Origin of the sequence: Pseudoxanthomonas sp. SGNA-20, from assembly GCF_003931635.1 — a bacterium.
In the GTDB taxonomy this organism is placed as follows: domain Bacteria; phylum Pseudomonadota; class Gammaproteobacteria; order Xanthomonadales; family Xanthomonadaceae; genus Pseudoxanthomonas.
This window is the reverse complement of sequence record NZ_RRYK01000007.1, coordinates 94406-114292: the sequence shown is the minus strand read 5'-3', so window position 1 is coordinate 114292 and position 19887 is coordinate 94406. Positions and strand designations below refer to the sequence as shown.

Below are 19887 nucleotides of genomic sequence, written 5' to 3'. Positions count from 1 at the left end.
GGCGCGCCGGCGCTCACCAGTCGATCCCGAGCGTCAGCTTGAACGTACGCGTCGGCAAGGCGATCGACAACGGCGTGCCCCAGGCCGGATTCTGCGGCTCGCCCGCGCCTCCGCGCCAGTCCTCGTAGCCGTCGTAGTTGGACCAGTTGAACACGTTGAGCACGTCGCCGCGCACGCGGAAGCTGATTCCGCCGCCGGTGTCCCAGACCTTCTCAAGCGCCACGTCCAGCTGCTTGAACTCCTCGTCCGGAGTGTAGCTGTCGTAGTAGCAGTACGCCCAGGCGGAGACGTTGCAGTTCTGGTAGTAGCGCGGGGTGGCGTCGGCCCAGGTGCCCTTGCCGGAGAAGGTCATGCCCCAGGGGCCGTCCCAGATGCCGGTCAGCACCACCCGGTTCTCCGGCACCTTGCCCGGGAACCAGCCGTAATCCTCGATCCGTTCGGCGTTGAATGCGCCCGGCCAGCCGTCGACCGGGCTGTTCTGCTCCGAATCGGTCCAGGTGTAGGCCAGGGTCACGCCCCACGGCGAGGCGTTGGTGTACGGCTTCTCCACCTTGAGGTAGACCGAGCGGGTGCGGGTCTCCAGCGCGTTCTGCGCCAGGATCAGGTTGGAGAACGGGGCGAAGCCGATGCCCCACGGCGGCGGATCGGTCGCGTCCGGCGGATCGGAGGGGAAGAAGCTGCCGTCGTCGCGGCGGTTGCCCAGCAGGAACGCGATGCCGTCGTGGCTGCGCACGTAGGACAAGGTCAGCTCGGTGCTCCAGTCGTGCCCGCCCAGCGCCCAGGTGTCGCGGATGCCGAGGCTGAACTGGTCCGAGTACGGGACCTCCAGGTCGTTGTGGTTGAGGAACACCTCGCGCGCGCCGGCCACGCTGGCCGAGGCGCGCAGGAACTCCGGATCCAGGTAGCGCGGGTCCCAGGCACGGCAGGTCGCCCCGGTGGCGGTGTCGCAGGGGTGGGCCGGGGTGTCGAAGTCGTAGGTGTACTGGCCCCAGCTGGCCTTGGAGACCTCGTTCTGCAGGTAGTCGAACAGGTTGCGGTCGTAGGAACGGCCGGCGCCGCCGAACAGCACGTGGCGCTGGTCGCCGAAGAAGTCCCAGGAGAAGCCCAGGCGCGGGGCCCAGTTGTCCTTGTCCGCCTTGCGGTTGTTGCCGGTGCTGATGTAGTCCTCGACGTCCACGCTGGAGCCCGGAAGCGCGGCGTTGGAGGCGCGCAGCGCGTCCACCACCTGCTGCGGGGTGACGTAGTCCTCGTAGCTGGGCGTCTGCTCGTAGTCCCAGCGCACGCCCAGGTTGACGGTCAGGTGCTCGTTGACCTCCCAGTCGTCCTGGATGTAGATGCCGAACTGCTTGTTGCCGGAGGAGGCGGTGCCGTTGCCGAACCCGGCGACCGGCGCGCCGAACTCCACGTGCACCGGCACGTCCAGGCTTTCGTTGATGTCGTAGTAGAAGACCGGGTTGTACTTGTTCTGCTCCAGGGTCTTCAGGTCGACCTTCTTGTACTTGATGCCCATCTTCAGCGTATGGCCGTCCCAGCCGCTGTAGGTGAGGTCGTCCTGGAAGGACCAGCCCTTCTGGCCCTTGTCCTGGTAGTTGTCGCTGCCGCCGCTGCGGACGATGGTGTCGGTCCAGTTGCCGTCGCTGAGGTAGTAGCCGGGCACGAAGTTGGCCGGCAACGGGCTCCAGAACGCGTCCTCGTAGGTGATGTGGGCGTCGTTGAGCCAGTCGCCTGCGGTCAGCTGGTAGCGCAGGTCGACCCGGGTCTCCTCGTTGGTGTTGAGCGTGGCCGCCGGCGGCAGGCGCTGGTCCTGCACCTGGATGGTCTCGCTCTCGTCGCGGTACTTGGCGGTGAGCTCGAAGTAGTGGTTCTCGCCGAACAGCCAGTCGACCTTGGCGAAGTACAGGTCCTCCTTGAACGGCGAGGTGTAGGTGCCGGTGCCGTACTGCTCGCGCAGGTCGGGCGGCAACTGGTCGGGGGTGTAGCCGCGGCCGAGCAGGAAGTTGCGGGGGGTCTGGTACTCCTTGGCCTCGTAGGCGAGGAAGAAGTGGGCCACGTCGCGGATGATCGGGCCGCCGAAGCTGACGCCATACTGCTCCTGCTTGCTCTCGGCCTTGGTCGCGCCCTCGCGCTCCTCGAAGCGGCTGCGCGAGCGCCACTCGGTGCTGGTGCGGTCCCAGAAGAAGCTGCCCTCGAACTCGTTGGAGCCGGAGCGGGTGGCGGCCACGATCGCCGCGCTGCTGAGCTGGTCGAACTCGGCCTTGTAGTTCTGGGTGATGACCTTGTACTCGCCGATCGCCGACTGCGGGAAGGGGTTGCCGCGGCTGGTGTCCTGGCCGCTGATGCCGCCGGTGGTCACGTAGTTCTTCTGGCCCACGCCGTCGATGAACACGTTGACCGCGTTGGCGCTCTGCGCGCCGGAGCGGATCCGGGTGTTGCCGCTGGCGTCGGTGATGAACTGCACGCCCGGCGCGGTGTCGGCGAAGGCGAGGAAGTTGCGGGTGTTCTGCGGCAGCGCCTGGATCTGCTTCTGGGTGACGTAGCTGGCCACCTCCGAGGTGCGGGTCTCCACCGCGGCCTGCGCGGTGACCTGCACCGCCTCCAGGGTGGTCGCCTCGCCGGTCGGCGCGCCCTCCGGCAGGCCGCCCACGCCCAGGTCCACGGTCGCGGTCTGGCCAACCTGCACCGTCAGCTCGCGGGAGGCGGTCTGGCCGTTGGCGTCGACCTCCACGCGATAGGTGCCCGGCGGCAGGCCGGCCAGGGTGTAGCGTCCCTCGCCGGACACGCGCACGCTGCGCCGCAGGCCGGTGGCGGTGTTGACCGCGGTGACGGTGGCGCCGGCCGCGGGCGCGGAATCGGCATGCACGTGGCCGCGGATGGTCGCGGCCGAGCTTTGCGCCAGCGCCGCGCCGCTACCCAGCGCCAGGCAGCCTGCCAGCGCCAGGCTCAGCAGGCTGCGCGCGGGCCGATCGGTTCCAATGCGTTTCATCGCTCCCTCCCAGGATGGATGGGCCTGATGCGGTCAGGCCTTCGTTCGTCTAGCCCGGACCGGTGCCGGACGCGGGATGCTCCGGGCCCCCGCTGGATGCGCGCACCACCAGTTCCGGTGCCAGCACGTGCCGGTCCGCCACCTCGCCCGATGCGGGTCCGGCCACGTCCGCGCCGGCTTCGATCTGGTCGAGCAGGCGCTCCACTGCGCGTCCTCCGAGTTGCGCGATACTCACTCGCATCGTGGTCAAGGACGGGTGAACGAAACGCGCCAGCGGGATGTCGTCGAAGCCTGCGAGCGCGATGTCCTGCGGCACCCGTACGCCGGCCTGCGCGAATGCGTAAAGGCAGCCCAGCGCCATCATGTCGTTGGCCGCGAACACCGCCTGCGGACGCTCGCCCGCGGCGAGGATCGCCTGCCCCGCGCGGTGCCCCGAAGCCTCGTCGAAATCGCCCGGGTACTCGCATCCGCTCGCGCCCGGATGCGCGGCGATGGCCTCGCGGAAGCCACGCAGGCGTTCCTGCGCGTCGTAGTTGGGCTCCGGGCCGGCGATGAAGGCGATGCGGCGGTGGCCCAGCGCGAGCAGGTGCGCGGTCATCGCCATCGCCCCGGCGTGGTTGTCCACCTCGAACGCCGGCCAGGCCGGCTCGGCCTGGTGGGTGTTGACCAGCACCGCGGGCAATGGCGGCAGGTTCTCCTCGAGGAACCCGGGCTGGTCGGCGAACGGCGACATCACCAGCAGGCCGTCGACCCGCCCGCGCATCGCGCGCAACGCCGCGGCCTGCTGCTCGGGGTCGCCGTGGTAGCTGGACAGCAGCATGTGCTTGCGGCGCGCGCGCGCGCCGGCGCCGATGCCGCGGATCAGCTCGGAGAAGAACTCGCCATGCAGGTCCGGCAGCACCACGCCGATGGTCTGGGTGCTGCGGCTGCTGAGGCTGCGCGCGGCGCCGTGCGGGCTGTAGCGCAGGCGCTGCGCCACCGCCTCGACCTGCTTGCGCACCGGCTCGGCCACGTTGGCGTGGCCGTTGAGCGCGCGCGAGACGGTGGCCACCGAGACCCCGGCCTCGCGGGCGACATCGCGGATCGTGACGACCGGGCGTACCATCGGACGGCTCCTGCGCGGAAACGTGACGCGAATGTAAACGTTTCCATGCGGGACGCCAAGGCGGCGTCAAGGTTCCGCGGCGCGTTCCTCAGCGCAGGACCGGCAGGAACGGCCGCACCTCGACGCGCGCGTAGACCCCGGCCTCGACGTAGGGATCGGCCCCGGCCCAGGCACGCGCCTGCTGCAGCGAGTCGAACTGCGCGATCACCACGCTGCCGCTGAAGCCGGCCGGGCCCGGGTCCTCGGCATCGATCGCCGGGCAAGGCCCGGCCACCAGCAGGCGCCCGGCCTCGCGCAGGGCCTGCAGCCGCGCCAGGTGCGCCGGTCGCGCCTGGCGCCGGCGCGGCAGCGCGCCCTCGGCGTCATGTCCCTCGATCACGTACCACATGGCTGGCTCCCGCACGCGTTGGCCCGGATTGTATCTGCCGCCTGTCCGGCCATGCACCGCGGTGCTGGACACGCCGCCGGGCAGCGCTTACCCTTGGCACCACATGCGGCCGTGAAGCAGCGGCCCGTCGGCTCCAGACTGCAAGGGCTGCCAGCCCGTACAGGGGAATCCGGGCGCGGTATCCCGCTCCACACCCGGCCGACCGACGACCGATCCGCTGACCCGCGAACCGCCACGCAGACGACCTCCCCGGCACCCGGCCGCCGCCCCGCGCGACCTGGGCCTGTATTGATGTGCTTACAGGCGCCCGTCCCGTCCCCACGGCGACGTCCGCCATCCGCAGGTGGCACCGCGTTCCCGCCCCGGGGCGCTGCGTGCGCCCCTACCCGGGCATGGCTTTCCGAGCAGATGAGTTCCGAACCCGCGCAAGACGCGACCCTGCAAACGCCGCAGCAGCCGTCCGCACCGCAGCAGCAGGAAATGCCGCTGGCGATCGTGCACGGGCAGCCGCTGCTGCAGATCCCGCAGGACCTGTACATCCCGCCGGATGCGCTGGAAGTCATCCTCGACGCGTTCGAGGGCCCGCTTGACCTGCTGCTGTACCTGATCCGCCGCCAGAACCTGGACATCCTGGACATCCCGGTCGCCGAGATCACCCGGCAGTACGTGGACTACATCAACGTGATGCAGGACCTGCGCTTCGAGCTGGCCGCCGAGTACCTGGTGATGGCCGCGATCCTGGCCGAGGTGAAGTCACGGATGCTGCTGCCGCGGCCGGTGAACGAGGACGGCGAGGAAGCCGACCCGCGCGCCGAGCTGGTGCGCCGCCTGCAGGAGTACGAGCGCTTCAAGCAGGCGGCCGAGGACCTGGACGCGCTGCCGCGCATGGAACGCGACACCCTGCCGGTGCAGGCCCACGTGCCGGACCGCCAGGCCATCCGCCTACCGCCGCCGGTGGACCTGCGCGAGATGCTGCTGGCCCTGCACGACGTGCTGCGCCGGGCCGAGCTGTTCAGCGGCCACGCCATCCGGCGCGAGGCGCTGAGCGTCCGCCAGCGCATGGGCGAGGTGCTGCAGCGGCTGGACGACGGCCGCTTCCACCGCTTCGAGTCGCTGTTCACCCCCGAGGAAGGCCGCCTGGGCGTGCTGGTGACCTTCCTGGCCATGCTCGAGCTGGCCAAGGAGCAGTTGCTGGACATCGTCCAGGACGCACCGCTGGCGCCGATCTACGTCAAGTCGCTGGCGGTCGGCAACACCAACGCACCGCTCGAATTCCACAGCGAGTTCGACGAAGGCGACGACTCCTCCGCCGCGGCGGAAGAGTAAGCCCGCCCCACCCTTCAACCGATCCTGCGAGATTCATGGACCAGGCGCTGATCAACCGCATCGTCGAGGCTGCCCTGCTGGCGGCCAACCAGCCCCTGCCGCTGGCGCAGCTGCGCGGCCTGTTCCCGGAGGACGAACCGATCCCGCCGGGGGCCGTGGAAACGGCGCTGGAACAGCTACGCGAGGCCTGCGCCGACCGCGGCGTGGAGCTGGTGGAGGTTGCCTCCGGCTTCCGCTTCCAGGTCAAGGCCGAGGTCCACCCCTGGGTGGCCCGCCTGTGGACCGAGCGCAAGACCCGCTACACCCGCGCCACCCTGGAGACCCTGGCGCTGATCGCCTACCGCCAGCCGATCACCCGCGGCGAGATCGAGCAGGTGCGCGGCGTGGCGGTGAGCAGCAACATCATCCAGGCGCTGGAGGAACGGGAGTGGATCCGCGTGGTCGGCCACCGCGACGTGCCGGGCCGCCCGGCCCTGTACGGCACCACCAAGCAGTTCCTGGACTACTTCGGCCTCAAGCGGCTGGACGAACTGCCGCCATTGTCCGAACTGAAGGACATCGGCGAGCTGGAACCGGAACTGCCGCTGGATCCGGACGCAGCCCCGGCCGCGGCCGGCGTCTCCGCCAACGACGCCGGGGCGCAGCCGCAGGACGCGGACGCGAACCCCGCCGAGGGCCGGGCCGGCGCCAACGCCCAGGCGGCAACCGATGCAGGCGCGGCCGATGCCGCCGCCCAGGACACCCCCCACTCGCCGGAGGCCGCCGATACGGCCGCCGGTCCCGCAACCCAGGCCCCGGACGATACCGAAGGCCGGAGCAATACCCATGACTGAAACAACCCCACGCAAGACCCTCGGCAAGCTCTCGCTCAAGCGCAGCGAGGACGCCGCCCCGGCCGCGAAGATCGAGGAGCGCCTGCACAAGGTCCTGGCCCAGGCCGGCCTCGGCTCGCGCCGCGCGCTGGAGCAGCGCATCGCCGACGGCCTGGTGAAGGTCAACGGCGAGGTCGCGCAGGTCGGCCAGAGCATCCGCAGCGGCGACCGCGTCGAACTCGACGGCAAGGCCTTCGTGGCCTCGGCCCTGACCGAGCCGGCGCGCGTGCTGGTCTACAACAAGCCCGAAGGCGAAGTGACCACCCGCGAGGATCCCGAGGGCCGCCCGACCATCTTCGAGTCGCTGCCGCGGCTCAAGGGCGCGCGCTGGATCGCGATCGGCCGCCTGGACATCAACACCACCGGCCTGCTGCTGCTGACCACCGACGGCGAGATCGCCAACGCGATGATGCATCCCTCGCACGAGGTCGAGCGCGAGTACGTGGTGCGCGTGCGCGCACCGGAAGGCCAGGAGCGCGTGCCGGACAACGTGGTCGACCGCCTCGCCCGCGGCGTGGCCCTGGAGGACGGCCCGGCCAAGTTCGACCAGATCGAGCGCATCGGCGGCACCGACTCGCACGACTGGTTCAAGGTCGTGGTCAAGGAAGGCCGCAACCGCGAAGTGCGCCGCCTGTGGGAATCGCAGGGCTGCCAGGTCAGCCGCCTCAAGCGCGTGCGCTACGGCAACATCAGCCTGCCGCGCGAGCTGCTGCGCGGGCAGTCGCAGGAACTGCCGCAGGAGCAGGTCGACGCCCTGCGCCGCGAGCTGGGCCTGGACGCCAACGCGCCCTCCACCCTGACCCTGCAGCCGGTGATTGGCCAGCGCCGCGCGGCCAAGACCGCGCTGCACGTGCGCCAGGGCGGGCAGGCCTACGTCAACGGCCACAACACCGCCGACGAGGGCCGCGAACTGCGCCGCTTCGACCACGTGCGCGAGGACCGTCGCGGCGGCCGCGGCGGCAAGAAGCCGCACGGCGGCCTCACCGTCAGCGGCGAGATGGCGGCCAAGCAGTCGCAGAAGCCGTTCAAGCAGCGCAAGCAGAAGGGCGCGCTGAAGCCGCTGCCGGACGGCAACCCGGCCGCATTCCGCACCTGGTACGTGCCCGAGGGCGTGGCCACCGGCCCCAGCGGCCACCGCAACGCCGGCCCGGGCGGCAAGCGCTCCGGCAAGCCGGGCGCCGGCCAGGGCGCGCGCAAGGCGGCGCGTCCCTATGGCCATCCGGGCAACGCCGTGCACTTCCCCTCCGACCACGCCACCCCGGGCCAGGACCGCGGCCCACGCGGCAACGCCGGCAACCGCGCCAAGCGCCCCGGTGGCGGCGGCCGTCCGGGTGGCGGCGGCCGTGGCGGCCGCGGCCCGCGCCAGGGCTAAGCCCCGCTGGTCCGATCGCGGCTCCACGGAGCCGCACCCACCTGCCCGCCCAGCGCGGGCAGGTCCGTTTCCGGGGCCTGGAAACTCCGCTCGCGGCCGATGCGGAACCGGTTCCTGCCCGGTTATCGCCTGCGCATCACGAGCGCATCAGAAGAGCGATCGCGACCACTCCGCCAGCCCGGCGGCCCTCCGGACCCGGGCTCACCGAATCCCGAATCCCGAATCCCGAATCACTCGATCACAAACTTGCCAAACGCGACACCCAGGTCCCAGCCCTTGCCGGTGCCGGCCAGCGCCAGGGAAACATCGCCCTTGGTCATGACCTGGGCCTTGCTGGACTTGGCCGCGCCGGCGTGCACCTCGGCCGCGGCATAGGTGCCCAGGGTCTCGGCGATGCTGTTGACGCCGGAGAACTCGCCCACGCCGTTCTCGATCTTCGACTTGCCGAAGGTCAGGCCGCCGCCCTTGGCGGTGATCCTCACCGCGCGGCTGGCGCCGTTGTCGCAGGTAATGACGCCGGTGCCGGTGGCGGTCTTGTAGAACACCGACCAGCCTTCCAGGTTGAAGCGCAGCTTGCAGTCCACTTCGCCGGCCTGTGCCTGGGGCAGTGCCAGCACGCCGAGGCCAAGCGCCAGGGCGGTGGCCAGGAAACGGGAAGCGGAACGCGGACGTCGGATCATGGCAGCCTCCGGAAGGATCGTGCGCCGGAGCATATAGCAGGCTTCCGTCGCCGTGCCGTGCACCGGGGCCGCCATCCGTCGGCCGCGGTTCAGCGGGCCGGGTCGCGCAGTTCGAACGGGTCGGCGTCGAGCATGGCCGGGAAGTGCTCGCGATGCGCGGCCAGGGCCGCGGCCGAGAGCGTGGTGGTCAGCACCTGCTCGCGGCCATGGGCCTCGACCTGGTCCTGGCCGAGGAAGTCGATCACCGCGCTGTCGCCGCTGTACTCCAGGCCGTTGCCGTCGCGGCCGACGCGGTTGACCGCGGCCACGTAGCACAGGTTCTCGATCGCCCGCGCCCGCGCCAGGGTCTTCCAGGCATGCGCGCGCGGCGCGGGCCAGTTGGCGACGAACACCTGCAGGTCGAAATCCATCCCGTCCGGCCGCTCCACCCCGTAGCGGTTGCGGCAGAACACCGGGAAGCGCAGGTCGTAGCAGACCTGCGGATTGATCCGCCAGCCCTTCCACTCCACGGTCAGGCGCTGCCACCCCGGCGCATAGCGCCTGTGCTCGCCGGCGTAGCGGAACAGGTGGCGCTTGTCGTAGTGCGCCAGCGCGCCGTCGGGCGTGGCCCACAGCAGGCGGTTGAACACGCCCTCCTCCGTGCGCAGCTGCACGCTGCCGGTGACCGCCGCCCCCAGCCTGGCCGCCTGCTCCCGGATCCAGGCCACGGTCGGTCCGTCCATGCCCTCGGCGCGGTCGATCGCCTCGTTGGAGAAGCCGCTGGTGAAGGTCTCCGGCAGCACCACCAGGTCGGTGGCCCCGGCCAGCGGCGCCACCAGCGCCCCGTAGTACTCGCGGTTGGCCGCCGGATCGTGCCAGCGGGTGTCGCCCTGGACGAGGGAGATGCGCAAATCCTGCATTGCTGGGCTCGTGATTCGTAATTGGTGATTAGTGATTGGCGAAAGGGCGACTTGCTGGGGGTGTCGGACAGATAGCGATCATGTGGTTCCGCTCCTTCGAATCACGAATCACCAATCCCCAATCACAGTGCCTGGAGGCGCTCGATTGCCGCGTCCAGCGTTGCCTCGTTCTTGGCAAAGCACAGGCGGGCCAGGCGCTGGCCCGGGGGCGGGTTCTCGTAGAACGGGGACAGCGGGATCGCGGCCACGCCCTTCTCGATGGTCAGCCACTTCACGAACTCGTGGTCCGGCAGGTCGCTGACCTCCGAATAGTCCACCAGCTGGAAGTAGCCGCCCGGCACCGGCAGCGGCTTGAGCCGGGTGCCCAGCAGCTGCCCGCGGAAGCGGTCGCGCTTGGCCTGGTAGAACGCGCCCAGTTGCTGGTCGTGCTCCGGTTCGTCGCGGATCATCGCCGCGAAGGCGTGCTGGGCCGGGGCGAAGGTGCAGAACACGTTGTACTGGTGCACCTTGCGGAACTCGGCGCTCAGCGCCGGCGGGGCGATGGCGTAGCCCACCTTCCAGCCGGTGCAGTGGTAGGTCTTGCCGAAGCTGGACACGACGAAGGCGCGCTCGCGCAGCTGCGGCCAGCGCAGCACGGACTCGTGGCGGCGGCCGTCGAACACGATGTGCTCGTAGACCTCGTCGGACACCAGCAGGATGCGAGTGCCGTCCAGCAGCGCGGCCAGCTCGCGCATGTCGTCGGCGCTGAACATGGCGCCGGAGGGATTGTGCGGGCTGTTGATCATCAGCAGCCGGGTCTTCGGCGTGACCGCGGCACGCACCCGCTCCCAGTCCACGGCGAAGGTGGCCGGGTCCAGCGGCACGTGCACGCCGCGCGCACCGGCCAGCTCGATTGCCGGCTCGTAGCAGTCGTAGGCCGGGTCGAGCACGATTACTTCCTCGCCCGGGCGCACCACCGCGTGGATGGCATTGAAGATGGCTTCGGTGGCGCCGCTGGTGACGGTGATCTCGCCGTCCGGATCAACCTGCGCGCCGTAGCAGCGCAGTACCTTGGCGGCGATCGCCTGGCGCAACACCGGCGCGCCGGTCATCGGCGCGTACTGGTTGTGGCCCTCGCGCATGGCCCGGTCCAGCTCGTCCACCAGCCGCTGCGGCACCGGGAAGTCCGGGAAACCCTGGCCCAGGTTGACCGCCCCGTGCTCGGCCGCCAGCTGCGACATCACGGTGAAGATGGTGGTGCCCACCCGGGGCAGCTTGGTCGGCGGGATCTGTACTGGCATCTCGGCGTCGGGGGAGTCGCGTGGAGGGGCGAGTGTACGCAATGCGGCCGCCGGGGGATGATGGGCCATGGCGCATAAGCACATTCCCGCCACGCCGCCTGCCCCGGGGGAACTGCTGGCGGCTTACCTGGACGCCCGCTACGAGGTCCTGGCCCCGGGCGGAAGCTGCCTGCTCCGGCCCGGACACCGCGCCCCGCCGGCGCTGGCCGCGGCCCTGCCGGCCACCTGCTGGACCGTGATCACTGCCTGGAACCCCGGCTCGCGGCCGCGCCCCGAGGCGGACAACCGCCAGGCCGACGCCGCCCTGCAGGCGGAGCTGGATGCCCTCGGCCTGCGCCGCCTGCCCACCCTCGCCAGCGACGCCGAAAGCAACTGGCCGGAGCCGGGGTGGCTGGTCGCCGACCTGTCCACCGCCGACACCGATGCCCTCGCCCGCCGCTTCGGCCAGGCGGGCGTGCTGCACTGGCGGGCTGGCGAGGCAGTCAGGCTGCGGATGTACCTCGCGCCGCCGGCGGAAGGACTGGAGGGCATCGACACGGGCTGCGTGAAGTGGGTCGTCCCAGCCCCGTAGGCGCCCTCCCTCCCACTACGAGGGGATCGGAGGAGAGGGCCGGTCCCCCGGCGCAGCCCACACCCCGGCATCCCGCCCCCTGGCCTTCCTCCGTGGGTAGAGGACCGGCGGCTTGCTACCGGACGCGCCATCTCCACGCAATGCGTGCGGGCAAGTGCCACGCCAGCGCCCGCGGCTACAATGCGCAGCGATGACCGATACCGCCCACGCCCCGCTGCTGGCCGCCCATGGCCTGGCGTTCGCCCGCAACGAGGAGCCGGTGTTCGGCCCGCTGGATTTCGCCGTCGATGCCGGCGAGGCGCTGCTGGTGCAAGGCGGCAACGGCGTGGGCAAGACCACCCTGCTGCGGGTGCTGGCCGGGCTGCTCCGCGCAGACGCCGGCCAGGTCCTGGTCCAGGGCAAGCCCGCCTCGCCCGAGCTGCGCGCCCGCGCCGTGGCCTACCTGGGCCACCTCCCGGCGCTGAAGGGCGAACTGACGGTGCTGGAGAACCTGCGCTTCCTGTGCGGCCTGCACGGCCGCCGCGAGGGCCAGCAGATCGAGGCGGCGCTGGAGATCACGGGCATGGCCGGCTACGAGGACGCCCCGGCCCGGCAGCTGTCGGCCGGGCAGAAGAAGCGCGTGACCCTGGCCCGGCTGTGGCTGTCGCCGGCGCCGCTGTGGCTGCTGGACGAGCCCTACGCCAACCTCGACCTGGACGGCATCAACCTGGTCAACCGCATGATTTCCGCGCACCTGCGCGATGGCGGGGCCACCCTGGTCACCACCCACGGCGCCTATGCCGCGCCGCCGGTGCGCACCCGCATGCTGCTGCTGGGAGGCCAGGCATGAGCGCCGCGCCCGGCCTGCGCCAGTCGGCCCGCGCCCTGCTGCTGCGCGACCTGCGCCTGGTCTGGCGCCGCCGCGGCGACGCCCTGCAGCCGGCCCTGTTCGCCCTGCTGGTGGTGGTGATGTTCGCCCTGGCCATGGGCGGCGGGCGCGAGATCCTGCGCGACCACGTCGCCCCCTATGCGATCTGGGTGGCGGTACTGCTGGCCGGCCTGCTGTCGCTGGACAGCCTGTTCCGCGGCGATGCCGAGGACGGCTCGCTGGAGCAGTGGCTGCTGGCGCCGGTACCGCTGCCCTGGCTGGTGGCGGTGCGCACCTTCGGCCACTGGCTGACCACCACCGTGCCGCTGCTGCTGGTGGTGCCGGTCCTGGGCGAGTTCCTGTACCTGCCGCGGGCGCAGCTGCCGGTGTTGATGCTGACCCTGCTGCTGGGCACGCCGATCCTGAGCCTGCTGGGCGCGGTGGTCGCCGCCCTGACCGTGGGGCTGAAGCGCTCTGGCATCCTGGTCGCCCTGCTGGCGCTGCCGCTGTACGTGCCGGTCCTGGTGTTCGGCGCCGGCAGCGTGGCCGCCGCCGCGCAGGGCCTGGACCCCACCGGCGCGCTGCTGTTGATGGGCGCCGGCCTGGTCGCCAGCGCGGTGCTGGCGCCACTGGCCGCGGCCGCGGCGATCCGCATCGCCCAGGGCTGAACCGGCGCATTGCGCCTGATCAAGGCAGAATGTCGCCACGGGCCGCAGCATGGGCCGCGTACCGAACCGCCCCGCAGCGCCGGATGCGCCCGTCGGGGTGGACATTTTGTCCATGCGTCCGGCTTGGCCCATGGGGGCCAGTCTGGAAAAATGCCCTGAACGAGCCCGTCCGGCAGGCTTCCGCCCGCCGGCGCCAACTGCGAGCGATGCGACCCCTTCCATGAACCCGGTGATCCGCTGGTTCCACCTCCTCGGCTCACCGCCGTACTTCGACCGCTTCGCGGCGCGCTGGGCCCCGTGGTGCTGGGGCGCGGCGCTGCTGACCCTGGCCGTGGGCGCCTGGCTGGCGCTGTTCCAGGTGCCGGCCGACTACCAGCAGGGCGACAGCGCCCGGATCCTCTACATCCACGTGCCCTCGGCCTGGATGAGCCTGTTCGTGTTCGCGCTGATGGCCCTCTATGCGGCCATCGGCCTGGTCTGGCGGATCAAGCTGTGCGAGGTGCTGGCCATGGCCTGCGCGCCGATCGGCGCCGGCTTCACCGTGATCACCCTGGCCACCGGCTCGATCTGGGGCAAGCCGATGTGGGGTACCTGGTGGGACTGGGATCCGCGCCTGACCACCGAGCTGATCCTGCTGTTCCTGTACCTGGGCGTGATCGGCCTGTACCACGCCGGCGACGACCGCCGTGCCTCGGCCCGCGCCGCCGGACTGCTGGCCATCGTCGGCGTCGCCCTGCTGCCGATCATCCGCTACTCGGTGGAGTGGTGGGATTCGCTGCACCAGGGCCAGACCATCCGCGTGTTCGGCCAGTCCAGCATGGATCCGAGCATGATGGCGCCGCTGTGGTGGATGGTGGCCGGCACCAAGTTCTGGTTCGCCGGCTCGCTGCTGGCGCGCGCGCGCGCCGACAACCTGCGGCGCGAGGTCGGCAAGGACTGGGTGCGCAAGCTGGCCGGAGGCGACGCATGAGCTACCTGCCCTACGTGGTCGGCGCGTACGCCGTGTTCGCCGCCGTGTTCCTGTGGGATTTCCTCGCGCCGCGGCTGCAGGTCCGGCGCCAGCTGCGCGCCGCGCGCCTGCGCGCGCGCCGCGACCGCAAGTCGTCCGCCCGCCCGGTGGACGTGGAGTTGACCCGATGAATCCGCAACGCCGCCGCCGGCTGCTGCTGGTGCTGGTCGTGGTGCTGGCCTCCGGCCTGGTCACCGCCCTGGTCGCCATGGCCCTCCAGCGCAATGTCGCCTACCTGTACACCCCGGCCGAAGTGCTGCGGGGCGAGGCCGGCGAACGCGCCCGCTTCCGGCTCGGCGGCATGGTCGAGAAGGGCTCGTTCCAGCGCGCCGCCGGCTCCATGGAAGCCAGCTTCCGCGTCACCGACGGCGATGCGCAGCTGCCGGTGCGCTATACCGGCATCCTTCCCGACCTGTTCCGCGAGGGCCAGGCGGTGGTGGCCACCGGGCGCATGGAAGACGGCGTGTTCGTGGCCGAGAACGTGCTGGCCAAGCACGACGAGACCTACATGCCCAAGGAAGTGGCCGACAAGATGGGCGTGGCGCACCAGAAGCACGAGGTGCAGGTGCCGGCACCCGGGACCGAACAGCAGTGATGGCCCTGGCCCGCGTCGGGACGTCCGCCCGGGGAACGCAAGCTTCCTGTCATGCCGCAGGAGGCAGCCATGCTGCCTGAACTGGGCCAGGTGCTGATGGCCCTGGCGCTGCTGGTGGCCGCGCTGCAGGCGCTGCTGCCGCTGGCCGGCGCCCACCGCGGCGAACCGCGGCTGATGGCCGTGGCCCGCCCGGCCAGCTACGCGATGCTGGCCCTGGTCGGCGGCGCCTTCGCCCTGCTGACCTGGGCCTTCGTGTCGCAGGACTTCTCGGTCCGCTACGTGGCCACCAATTCCAACTCGCTGCTGCCCATGGTCTACCGCTACACGGCGGTGTGGGGCTCGCACGAGGGCTCGCTGCTGCTGTGGGTGCTGGTGCTGTGCGTTTGGAACGCGCTGGTGGCGGCCTTCTCCCGCGCCCTGCCGCAGGCGGTGGTGGCGCGGGTGCTGGGGGTGCTGGGCATCGTCGCCTGCGGCTTCCTCGCCTTCCTGATCTTCACCTCCAACCCGTTCGAGCGCCTGCTGCCGGCGGCGGCCGAGGGCCGCGACCTCAACCCGCTGCTGCAGGACCCCGGGATGATCATCCACCCGCCGATGCAGTACGTCGGCTGGGCCGGGTTCTCGGTGCCGTTTGCCTTCGCCATCGCCGCCCTGCTCGATGGCCACATCGATGCGCGCTGGCTGCGCTGGGTGCGGCCGTGGACCAACGTCGCCTGGGCGTTCCTGACCGTGGGCATCGCCCTGGGCAGCTGGTGGGCGTACTACGAGCTGGGCTGGGGGGGCTGGTGGTTCTGGGACCCGGTGGAGAACGCCGCGTTCATGCCCTGGCTGGTGGGCGCCGCGCTGATCCACTCGCAGGCGGTGACCGAGAAGCGCGGCAGCTTCCCCGGCTGGACCCTGCTGCTGGCCATCGCCGCGTTCTCGCTGTCGCTGATGGGCACCTTCCTGGTGCGCTCGGGCGTGCTGACCAGCGTCCATGCCTTCGCCGCCGATCCGTCCCGCGGCCTGTTCATCCTGGTGTTCCTGGGCCTGGTGATCGGCGGCTCGCTGCTGCTGTACGCGCTGCGCGCCGGGCGCCTGGACCCTGGCGCCGGCTTCCGCCCGGCCTCGCGCGAGACCCTGCTGCTACTGAACAACCTGCTGCTGGCCAGCGCCTGCGCGATGATCCTGCTGGGCACGCTGTACCCGCTGCTGGCCGATGCGCTGGAGCTGGGCAAGATCTCGGTCGGCCCGCCTTACTTCGGCCTGCTGTTCTTCGTGCTGATGGCGCCGCTGCTGGCGCTGGTGCCGCTGGGCCCGCTGGTGCGCTGGCAGCGCGACCAGGCCTCCAAGGTCGCGGCGCTGCTGCTGCCGTGGCTGGGCCTGGCCCTGGTCGCCGGCGCGGTGGCGTACTTCGCCGCGCCGCAGGGCAGCTGGAAGACCGCGGCCGGCGTCGCCGGCGCGGCCTGGGTCGGGCTGGGCACGCTGCGCTTCGTCTGGGCGCGGCTGCGCAACAGCGGCCGCCTGACCGCCGAGATGTGGGGCATGGTCCTGGCCCATCTGGGCCTGGCCGTGTTCGTGGTCGGGGCCCTGCTGGTCGAGGCGCAGAACGTGCAGCGCGAAGTGGCGCTGAAGCCGGGCCAGGCCCTGGAGCTCGGCCGCTATGCCTTCCGCTTCGAGGGCGTGGACCAGCTGCGCGGCCCCAATTACCTGGCCGACCGCGGCCACGTGCAGGTGCTGCGCGATGGCCGCCCGCTGGCGCTGCTGCACCCGGAGAAGCGCGCCTATGCCAGCGGCGGCCAGGTGATGACCGAGGCCGGCATCCGCCCCGGGCTGGCCGCCGACGTCTACGTCGCCCTGGGCGAGTCGCTCGGCGACGGCGCCTGGGCGGTGCGCGTGCACGTCAAGCCGTTCGTACGCTGGATCTGGGGCGGTGCGGCGCTGATGGCGCTCGGCGGCCTGGTGGCCGCCGGCGACCGCCGCTTCCGCCGCGCCACCAAGGAGAAGACCGCATGAACACTCCGCACAAACCGCAGGGCCTGCCGGTGGTCGCCGTGGTGATCGGCGCCCTGTTCTTCCTTGGCCTGCTGGGACTGATGCTGCACGGGGTGATGCGCTCCGGCGACGCCGACCGCGACGTGCTGCCCTCGGCCCTGATCGGCAAGCCGGCGCCGGAATTCGTGCTGCCGGTGCTGCACGACCCGTCGGTGCAGATGGGCTCGGCCGAGCTGCGCGGCGCACCCTACGTGCTCAACGTCTGGGGCAGCTGGTGCGTGGCCTGCCGCGAGGAGCACCCGGTGCTGACCCGCTTCGCCGAGACCCGCCGCGTGCGCGTGGTCGGCTACAACTGGAAGGACGAGCCGGAGGACGCGCTGCGCTGGCTGGAACAGTTCGGCAACCCGTTCTTCGTGGTGCTGGCCGACTACGAGGGCCGCTACGTGCTGGACTGGGGCGTGGCCGGCGCGCCGGAGACCTTCCTGGTCGACGGCGCCGGCGTGGTGCGCTGGAAGCACACCGGCCCGCTGACCGAGCAGGTCGTGGCCGAACGCCTGCTGCCGGCGCTGGAGCAGGTGGAGCGCGGCCGGTGAGCGCCATGGCCGCCCGCGCGCCGTGCCTGCTGCTGGCCGCGGCGCTGGCCCTGGCGCAAGCGCCGGCCGCCTTCGCCCAGGCCGCCGGCGACCAGGCACCACCGGGCTTCCGCGACGCCGCCGAGGAAACCCGCTTCCACGCCCTGACCTCCGAGCTGCGCTGCGTGATGTGCCAGAACCAGTCGCTGGCCGACTCCAACGCGCAGATCGCCCAGGACATGCGCCGCGAGGTGCTGGCGCTGATGCGCCAGGGCCGCAGCGACGCCCAGATCAAGCAGCACCTGGTCGAACGCTACGGCGAGTTCGTGCTGTACCGGCCCAGGGTGGACCGCCATACCTGGCTGCTGTGGTTCGGTCCCGGCCTGGTGCTGCTGGGTGGCGCGGCGGTGGTGTGGAGCATCGTGCGCCGCCGTGCCCAGGCCGCGCCCGCGCGCGAAGACGACGATCCCCCGGAGCAGGAATGGTGAACACCTCCGTGCTGCTGTTCGCCCTGCTGGCCGTGGCCGTGGTCCTGGCCGTGGCGCTGTGGGTACTGCGGCCGCTGGGCCGGCCGCTGGCGGTCGCGGTCGGCGCGCTGGCCCTGTGCGCCGGCACCGGCGGGCTATACCTGGCGGTAGGCACGCCGGCGGCGCTGCGCGCGCCGGTGGCCGCGGCGGACGCGCCGCAAAGCCTGGAGGACGCGGTGGCGCAGCTGGCCGCCGAACTGGAACGCAATCCGGCCCAGCCCGAGGGCTGGGTGCTGCTGGGCCGCTCCCAGGCCGCCCTGGGCAATGCCGCCGCCGCGCGCGACGCCTATGCCCGCGCCCTGGACTACGCGCCCGACGAACCCGACCTGCTGGTCGACGCCGCCGAGGCCCGCGCCCTGGCCCATCCGCAACGCCTGTTCGACGAACAGGCCGTGGCCTGGCTGCAGCGCGCGCGCCAGCTGGTGCCCGGGCATGCCCGCGCCGGCTGGTTCATCGGCGTGGCCCAGCGCCAGGCCGGCCAGGCCGCCGCGGCCGCGCGCACCTGGGAAGCGCTGCTGCCGGGCGTGGACGAGGCCACCGCGCGCAGCCTGCGGCTGCAGATCGACGCGGCGCGCGCCGATGCCGGCCTGCCGCCGCTGGATGCGCCGGCCGCGCCGGCGCCCGGCACCGGCCTGACCGTGAAGGTGGCGCTGGATCCGGAATACGCCGCACGCGCGCAGCCGGACGGCGAGGCGGTGGTGTTCGTGCTGGCGCGCGTGCCCGGCGGCCCGCCGATGCCGGTGGCGGTGGAGCGCCACCGCGTGCGCGACCTGCCGCTGGAGGTGGTGCTGGACGACCGCGACAGCCCGATGCCGACGCAGAAGCTGTCGGCGCTGCAGGAGGTCGAGGTGCTGGCGCGGATTTCCGCCGCCGGCAGCGCCAGCCGCGGCGAGGGCGACGTGGAATCGGCCCCGGTGCGGGTACGCCTGCCGGCCGGCGAGGCGGTCGAACTGGTCATCGGCGCGCCGGCACCCTGAGCGCCGCGCGGCCGCGCGGATCGTTTCAGCCGTCACCGGCGCCAGCGGCGCGCGGGCGATGCCGTTACACTGCGCCGCCTATGGCATCGGCGTCCGCATACGAGTTCATCCCGCCCGGCAGCCGCTTCCATGCGCTGCCCTCGCCCTTCCCGATGAAGCGCGGCGGCGTGCTGCACGGCGCACGCGTGGCCTACGAAACCTGGGGCACCCTGGCGCCCGGCCGCGACAACGCGGTGCTGATCCTCACCGGCCTGTCGCCGGACGCGCATGCCGCCTCCGGCCCGCACGATCCCGCGCCGGGCTGGTGGGAAGCCATGCTCGGCCCCGGCAAGCCGATCGATACCAGGCGCTGGTTCGTCATCTGCGTCAACGCGCTGGGCAGCTGCAAGGGCTCCACCGGCCCGGCCTCGCTGGATCCGGCCACCGGCCAGCCCTACCGACTGGCGTTCCCGGAGCTGTCGATCGAGGACGTGGCCGATGCCGCGGCCGCGGTGGTGCGCGGCCTGGGCATCGGCCAGCTGGCCTGCGTGATCGGCAATTCGATGGGCGGCATGACCGCGCTCGGGCTGCTGCTGCTCCACCCGGGCATCGCCCGCAGCCACATCAACATCTCCGGCAGCGCGCGCGCCCTGCCCTTCTCCATCGCCGTGCGCTCGCTGCAGCGCGAGGCCATCCGCCTGGACCCGAACTGGAACGGCGGCAACTACGACCACGACACCTGGCCCGAGTCGGGCATGCGCATCGCCCGCAAGCTGGGCGTGATCACCTACCGCTCGGCGCTGGAATGGGACGGCCGCTTCGGCCGCGTGCGCCTGGACCAGAGCTCGCCGTTCGCCAACGGCAATGGCGAGGAAGACCCGTTCGGCCTGGAATTCCAGGTCGAAAGCTACCTGGAAGGCCATGCCCGGCGCTTCGTGCGCCGCTACGACCCCAATTGCTACCTGTACCTGAGCCGCTCGATGGACTGGTTCGACGTGGCCGAGTACGGCAACGGCGACGTGCTGGCCGGGCTGGCCACGGTCCGCATCGAGCGCGCGCTGGCGATCGGCGCCAGCACCGACATCCTGTTCCCGGTGCAGCAGCAGCAGGAAGTGGCCGAGGGCCTGGCCCGCGGCGGCGCCGATGCACAGTTCCTGGGCATGGACTCGCCGCAGGGCCACGATGCCTTCCTGGTGGATTTCGGGCGCTTCGGCCCGGCGGTCCGCGGCTTCCTCGATCGGCTATGATCGTTTCCTTCGAAACATA

General features: G+C 71.7%; 19 protein-coding genes and 1 pseudogene. 14 read left to right on the top strand and 6 right to left on the bottom strand.

Annotated features, from left to right (window positions below):
• Positions 1 to 13: 13 nt before the first annotated feature.
• From EIM48_RS12530 to EIM48_RS12520, 3 genes are all read right to left on the bottom strand, one after another.
• Positions 14 to 2983 carry a TonB-dependent receptor gene (locus EIM48_RS12530; protein WP_125111804.1) on the bottom strand — a complete coding sequence of 990 codons (2970 nt, stop codon included), beginning with the start codon at positions 2981 to 2983 and terminating at the stop codon, positions 14 to 16.
• A gap of 49 nt (positions 2984 to 3032) precedes the next feature.
• Positions 3033 to 4088: a LacI family DNA-binding transcriptional regulator gene (locus tag EIM48_RS12525; RefSeq protein WP_028915264.1), complete on the bottom strand. Its 1056-nt coding sequence runs from the start codon at positions 4086 to 4088 to the stop codon at positions 3033 to 3035.
• A gap of 88 nt (positions 4089 to 4176) precedes the next feature.
• On the bottom strand, positions 4177 to 4476 hold the full coding sequence (locus EIM48_RS12520) for a YciI family protein (RefSeq protein WP_019397688.1): 300 nt from the start codon (positions 4474 to 4476) through the stop codon (positions 4177 to 4179).
• A 408-nt stretch (positions 4477 to 4884) separates the two neighbouring features.
• Between EIM48_RS12520 and EIM48_RS12515 the strand changes: the two genes are divergently transcribed.
• The 3 genes and pseudogenes from EIM48_RS12515 (at position 4885) to rluB (ending at position 8046) form a co-directional block, all read left to right on the top strand.
• Complete coding sequence (locus EIM48_RS12515; RefSeq protein WP_019397687.1) at positions 4885 to 5802, top strand: ScpA family protein; 918 nt, start codon at positions 4885 to 4887, stop codon at positions 5800 to 5802.
• 35 nt (positions 5803 to 5837) lie between these two features.
• Positions 5838 to 6611, top strand: a pseudogene (gene scpB, locus EIM48_RS12510) (SMC-Scp complex subunit ScpB); the annotation flags it as partial.
• Positions 6612 to 6627: 16 nt separating this feature from the next.
• On the top strand, positions 6628 to 8046 hold the full coding sequence (rluB, locus tag EIM48_RS12505; protein ID WP_019397685.1) for a 23S rRNA pseudouridine(2605) synthase RluB: 1419 nt from the start codon (positions 6628 to 6630) through the stop codon (positions 8044 to 8046).
• A gap of 230 nt (positions 8047 to 8276) precedes the next feature.
• Here rluB and EIM48_RS12500 read toward each other — a convergent pair whose 3' ends face one another.
• The 3 genes from EIM48_RS12500 to EIM48_RS12490 all read right to left on the bottom strand — a co-directional run bounded on the left by EIM48_RS12500 (position 8277) and on the right by EIM48_RS12490 (position 10905).
• Positions 8277 to 8726: a hypothetical protein gene (locus EIM48_RS12500; protein ID WP_019397684.1), complete on the bottom strand. Its 450-nt coding sequence runs from the start codon at positions 8724 to 8726 to the stop codon at positions 8277 to 8279.
• Between the two features lie 89 nt (positions 8727 to 8815).
• A complete protein-coding gene (locus EIM48_RS12495; RefSeq protein WP_125111801.1) occupies positions 8816 to 9625 on the bottom strand; it encodes an amidohydrolase in 810 nt (269 codons plus the stop codon).
• Positions 9626 to 9747: 122 nt separating this feature from the next.
• Positions 9748 to 10905 (bottom strand): pyridoxal phosphate-dependent aminotransferase, encoded by a 1158-nt coding sequence (locus EIM48_RS12490; RefSeq protein ID WP_125111800.1) that lies wholly within the window; start codon positions 10903 to 10905, stop codon positions 9748 to 9750.
• Between the two features lie 67 nt (positions 10906 to 10972).
• Here EIM48_RS12490 and EIM48_RS12485 point away from each other — a divergent pair, with 67 nt between their 5' ends.
• The 11 genes from EIM48_RS12485 (at position 10973) to EIM48_RS12435 (ending at position 19868) form a co-directional block, all read left to right on the top strand.
• Positions 10973 to 11476: a DUF3293 domain-containing protein gene (locus tag EIM48_RS12485; protein WP_125111799.1), complete on the top strand. Its 504-nt coding sequence runs from the start codon at positions 10973 to 10975 to the stop codon at positions 11474 to 11476.
• Positions 11477 to 11666: 190 nt separating this feature from the next.
• Entirely contained in the window at positions 11667 to 12305 is a 639-nt protein-coding gene (gene ccmA / locus EIM48_RS12480) for a heme ABC exporter ATP-binding protein CcmA (RefSeq protein WP_125111798.1), read from the top strand.
• Positions 12302 to 12991, top strand: coding sequence for a heme exporter protein CcmB (gene ccmB, locus EIM48_RS12475; protein WP_125076860.1), 690 nt, complete (start codon positions 12302 to 12304; stop codon positions 12989 to 12991). The genes ccmA and ccmB overlap by 4 nt, the downstream gene beginning before the upstream one ends.
• A gap of 220 nt (positions 12992 to 13211) precedes the next feature.
• Complete coding sequence (locus EIM48_RS12470) at positions 13212 to 13961, top strand: heme ABC transporter permease (protein ID WP_125111797.1); 750 nt, start codon at positions 13212 to 13214, stop codon at positions 13959 to 13961.
• Positions 13958 to 14131, top strand: a complete 174-nt coding sequence (gene ccmD, locus EIM48_RS12465) for a heme exporter protein CcmD (RefSeq protein ID WP_028915270.1) — start codon at positions 13958 to 13960, stop codon at positions 14129 to 14131. The genes EIM48_RS12470 and ccmD overlap by 4 nt, the downstream gene beginning before the upstream one ends.
• Positions 14128 to 14595, top strand: a complete 468-nt coding sequence (gene ccmE / locus EIM48_RS12460) for a cytochrome c maturation protein CcmE (protein ID WP_019397676.1) — start codon at positions 14128 to 14130, stop codon at positions 14593 to 14595. The genes ccmD and ccmE overlap by 4 nt, the downstream gene beginning before the upstream one ends.
• Positions 14596 to 14664: 69 nt before the next feature.
• A complete protein-coding gene (locus EIM48_RS12455) occupies positions 14665 to 16587 on the top strand; it encodes a heme lyase CcmF/NrfE family subunit (RefSeq protein WP_125108244.1) in 1923 nt (640 codons plus the stop codon).
• Complete coding sequence (locus EIM48_RS12450; protein ID WP_019397674.1) at positions 16584 to 17159, top strand: DsbE family thiol:disulfide interchange protein; 576 nt, start codon at positions 16584 to 16586, stop codon at positions 17157 to 17159. The genes EIM48_RS12455 and EIM48_RS12450 overlap by 4 nt, the downstream gene beginning before the upstream one ends.
• A gap of 5 nt (positions 17160 to 17164) precedes the next feature.
• Complete coding sequence (locus EIM48_RS12445; RefSeq protein WP_083852385.1) at positions 17165 to 17626, top strand: cytochrome c-type biogenesis protein; 462 nt, start codon at positions 17165 to 17167, stop codon at positions 17624 to 17626.
• Positions 17620 to 18642 carry a hypothetical protein gene (locus tag EIM48_RS12440; protein WP_019397672.1) on the top strand — a complete coding sequence of 341 codons (1023 nt, stop codon included), beginning with the start codon at positions 17620 to 17622 and terminating at the stop codon, positions 18640 to 18642. The genes EIM48_RS12445 and EIM48_RS12440 overlap by 7 nt, the downstream gene beginning before the upstream one ends.
• Before the next feature lie 80 nt (positions 18643 to 18722).
• A complete protein-coding gene (locus tag EIM48_RS12435) occupies positions 18723 to 19868 on the top strand; it encodes a homoserine O-acetyltransferase (protein ID WP_125111796.1) in 1146 nt (381 codons plus the stop codon).
• Positions 19869 to 19887: the final 19 nt, after the last annotated feature.

Excerpts from the sequence above, each read along its gene's own strand:
- EIM48_RS12455 (WP_125108244.1), top strand. The coding sequence starts at position 14,665 with ATGCTGCCTGAACTGGGCCAGGTGCTGATGGCCCTGGCGCTGCTGGTG.
- EIM48_RS12450 (WP_019397674.1), top strand. The coding sequence starts at position 16,584 with ATGAACACTCCGCACAAACCGCAGGGCCTGCCGGTGGTCGCCGTGGTG.
- EIM48_RS12515 (WP_019397687.1), top strand. The coding sequence starts at position 4,885 with ATGAGTTCCGAACCCGCGCAAGACGCGACCCTGCAAACGCCGCAGCAG.
- EIM48_RS12495 (WP_125111801.1), bottom strand. The coding sequence starts at position 9,625 with ATGCAGGATTTGCGCATCTCCCTCGTCCAGGGCGACACCCGCTGGCAC.
- EIM48_RS12440 (WP_019397672.1), top strand. The coding sequence starts at position 17,620 with ATGGTGAACACCTCCGTGCTGCTGTTCGCCCTGCTGGCCGTGGCCGTG.
- EIM48_RS12435 (WP_125111796.1), top strand. The coding sequence starts at position 18,723 with ATGGCATCGGCGTCCGCATACGAGTTCATCCCGCCCGGCAGCCGCTTC.
- EIM48_RS12525 (WP_028915264.1), bottom strand. The coding sequence starts at position 4,088 with ATGGTACGCCCGGTCGTCACGATCCGCGATGTCGCCCGCGAGGCCGGG.
- EIM48_RS12530 (WP_125111804.1), bottom strand. The coding sequence starts at position 2,983 with ATGAAACGCATTGGAACCGATCGGCCCGCGCGCAGCCTGCTGAGCCTG.
- rluB (WP_019397685.1), top strand. The coding sequence starts at position 6,628 with ATGACTGAAACAACCCCACGCAAGACCCTCGGCAAGCTCTCGCTCAAG.
- EIM48_RS12470 (WP_125111797.1), top strand. The coding sequence starts at position 13,212 with ATGAACCCGGTGATCCGCTGGTTCCACCTCCTCGGCTCACCGCCGTAC.
- EIM48_RS12485 (WP_125111799.1), top strand. The coding sequence starts at position 10,973 with ATGGCGCATAAGCACATTCCCGCCACGCCGCCTGCCCCGGGGGAACTG.
- ccmB (WP_125076860.1), top strand. The coding sequence starts at position 12,302 with ATGAGCGCCGCGCCCGGCCTGCGCCAGTCGGCCCGCGCCCTGCTGCTG.
- EIM48_RS12500 (WP_019397684.1), bottom strand. The coding sequence starts at position 8,726 with ATGATCCGACGTCCGCGTTCCGCTTCCCGTTTCCTGGCCACCGCCCTG.
- EIM48_RS12520 (WP_019397688.1), bottom strand. The coding sequence starts at position 4,476 with ATGTGGTACGTGATCGAGGGACATGACGCCGAGGGCGCGCTGCCGCGC.
- EIM48_RS12490 (WP_125111800.1), bottom strand. The coding sequence starts at position 10,905 with ATGCCAGTACAGATCCCGCCGACCAAGCTGCCCCGGGTGGGCACCACC.
- EIM48_RS12445 (WP_083852385.1), top strand. The coding sequence starts at position 17,165 with ATGGCCGCCCGCGCGCCGTGCCTGCTGCTGGCCGCGGCGCTGGCCCTG.
- ccmA (WP_125111798.1), top strand. The coding sequence starts at position 11,667 with ATGACCGATACCGCCCACGCCCCGCTGCTGGCCGCCCATGGCCTGGCG.
- ccmE (WP_019397676.1), top strand. The coding sequence starts at position 14,128 with ATGAATCCGCAACGCCGCCGCCGGCTGCTGCTGGTGCTGGTCGTGGTG.
- ccmD (WP_028915270.1), top strand. The coding sequence starts at position 13,958 with ATGAGCTACCTGCCCTACGTGGTCGGCGCGTACGCCGTGTTCGCCGCC.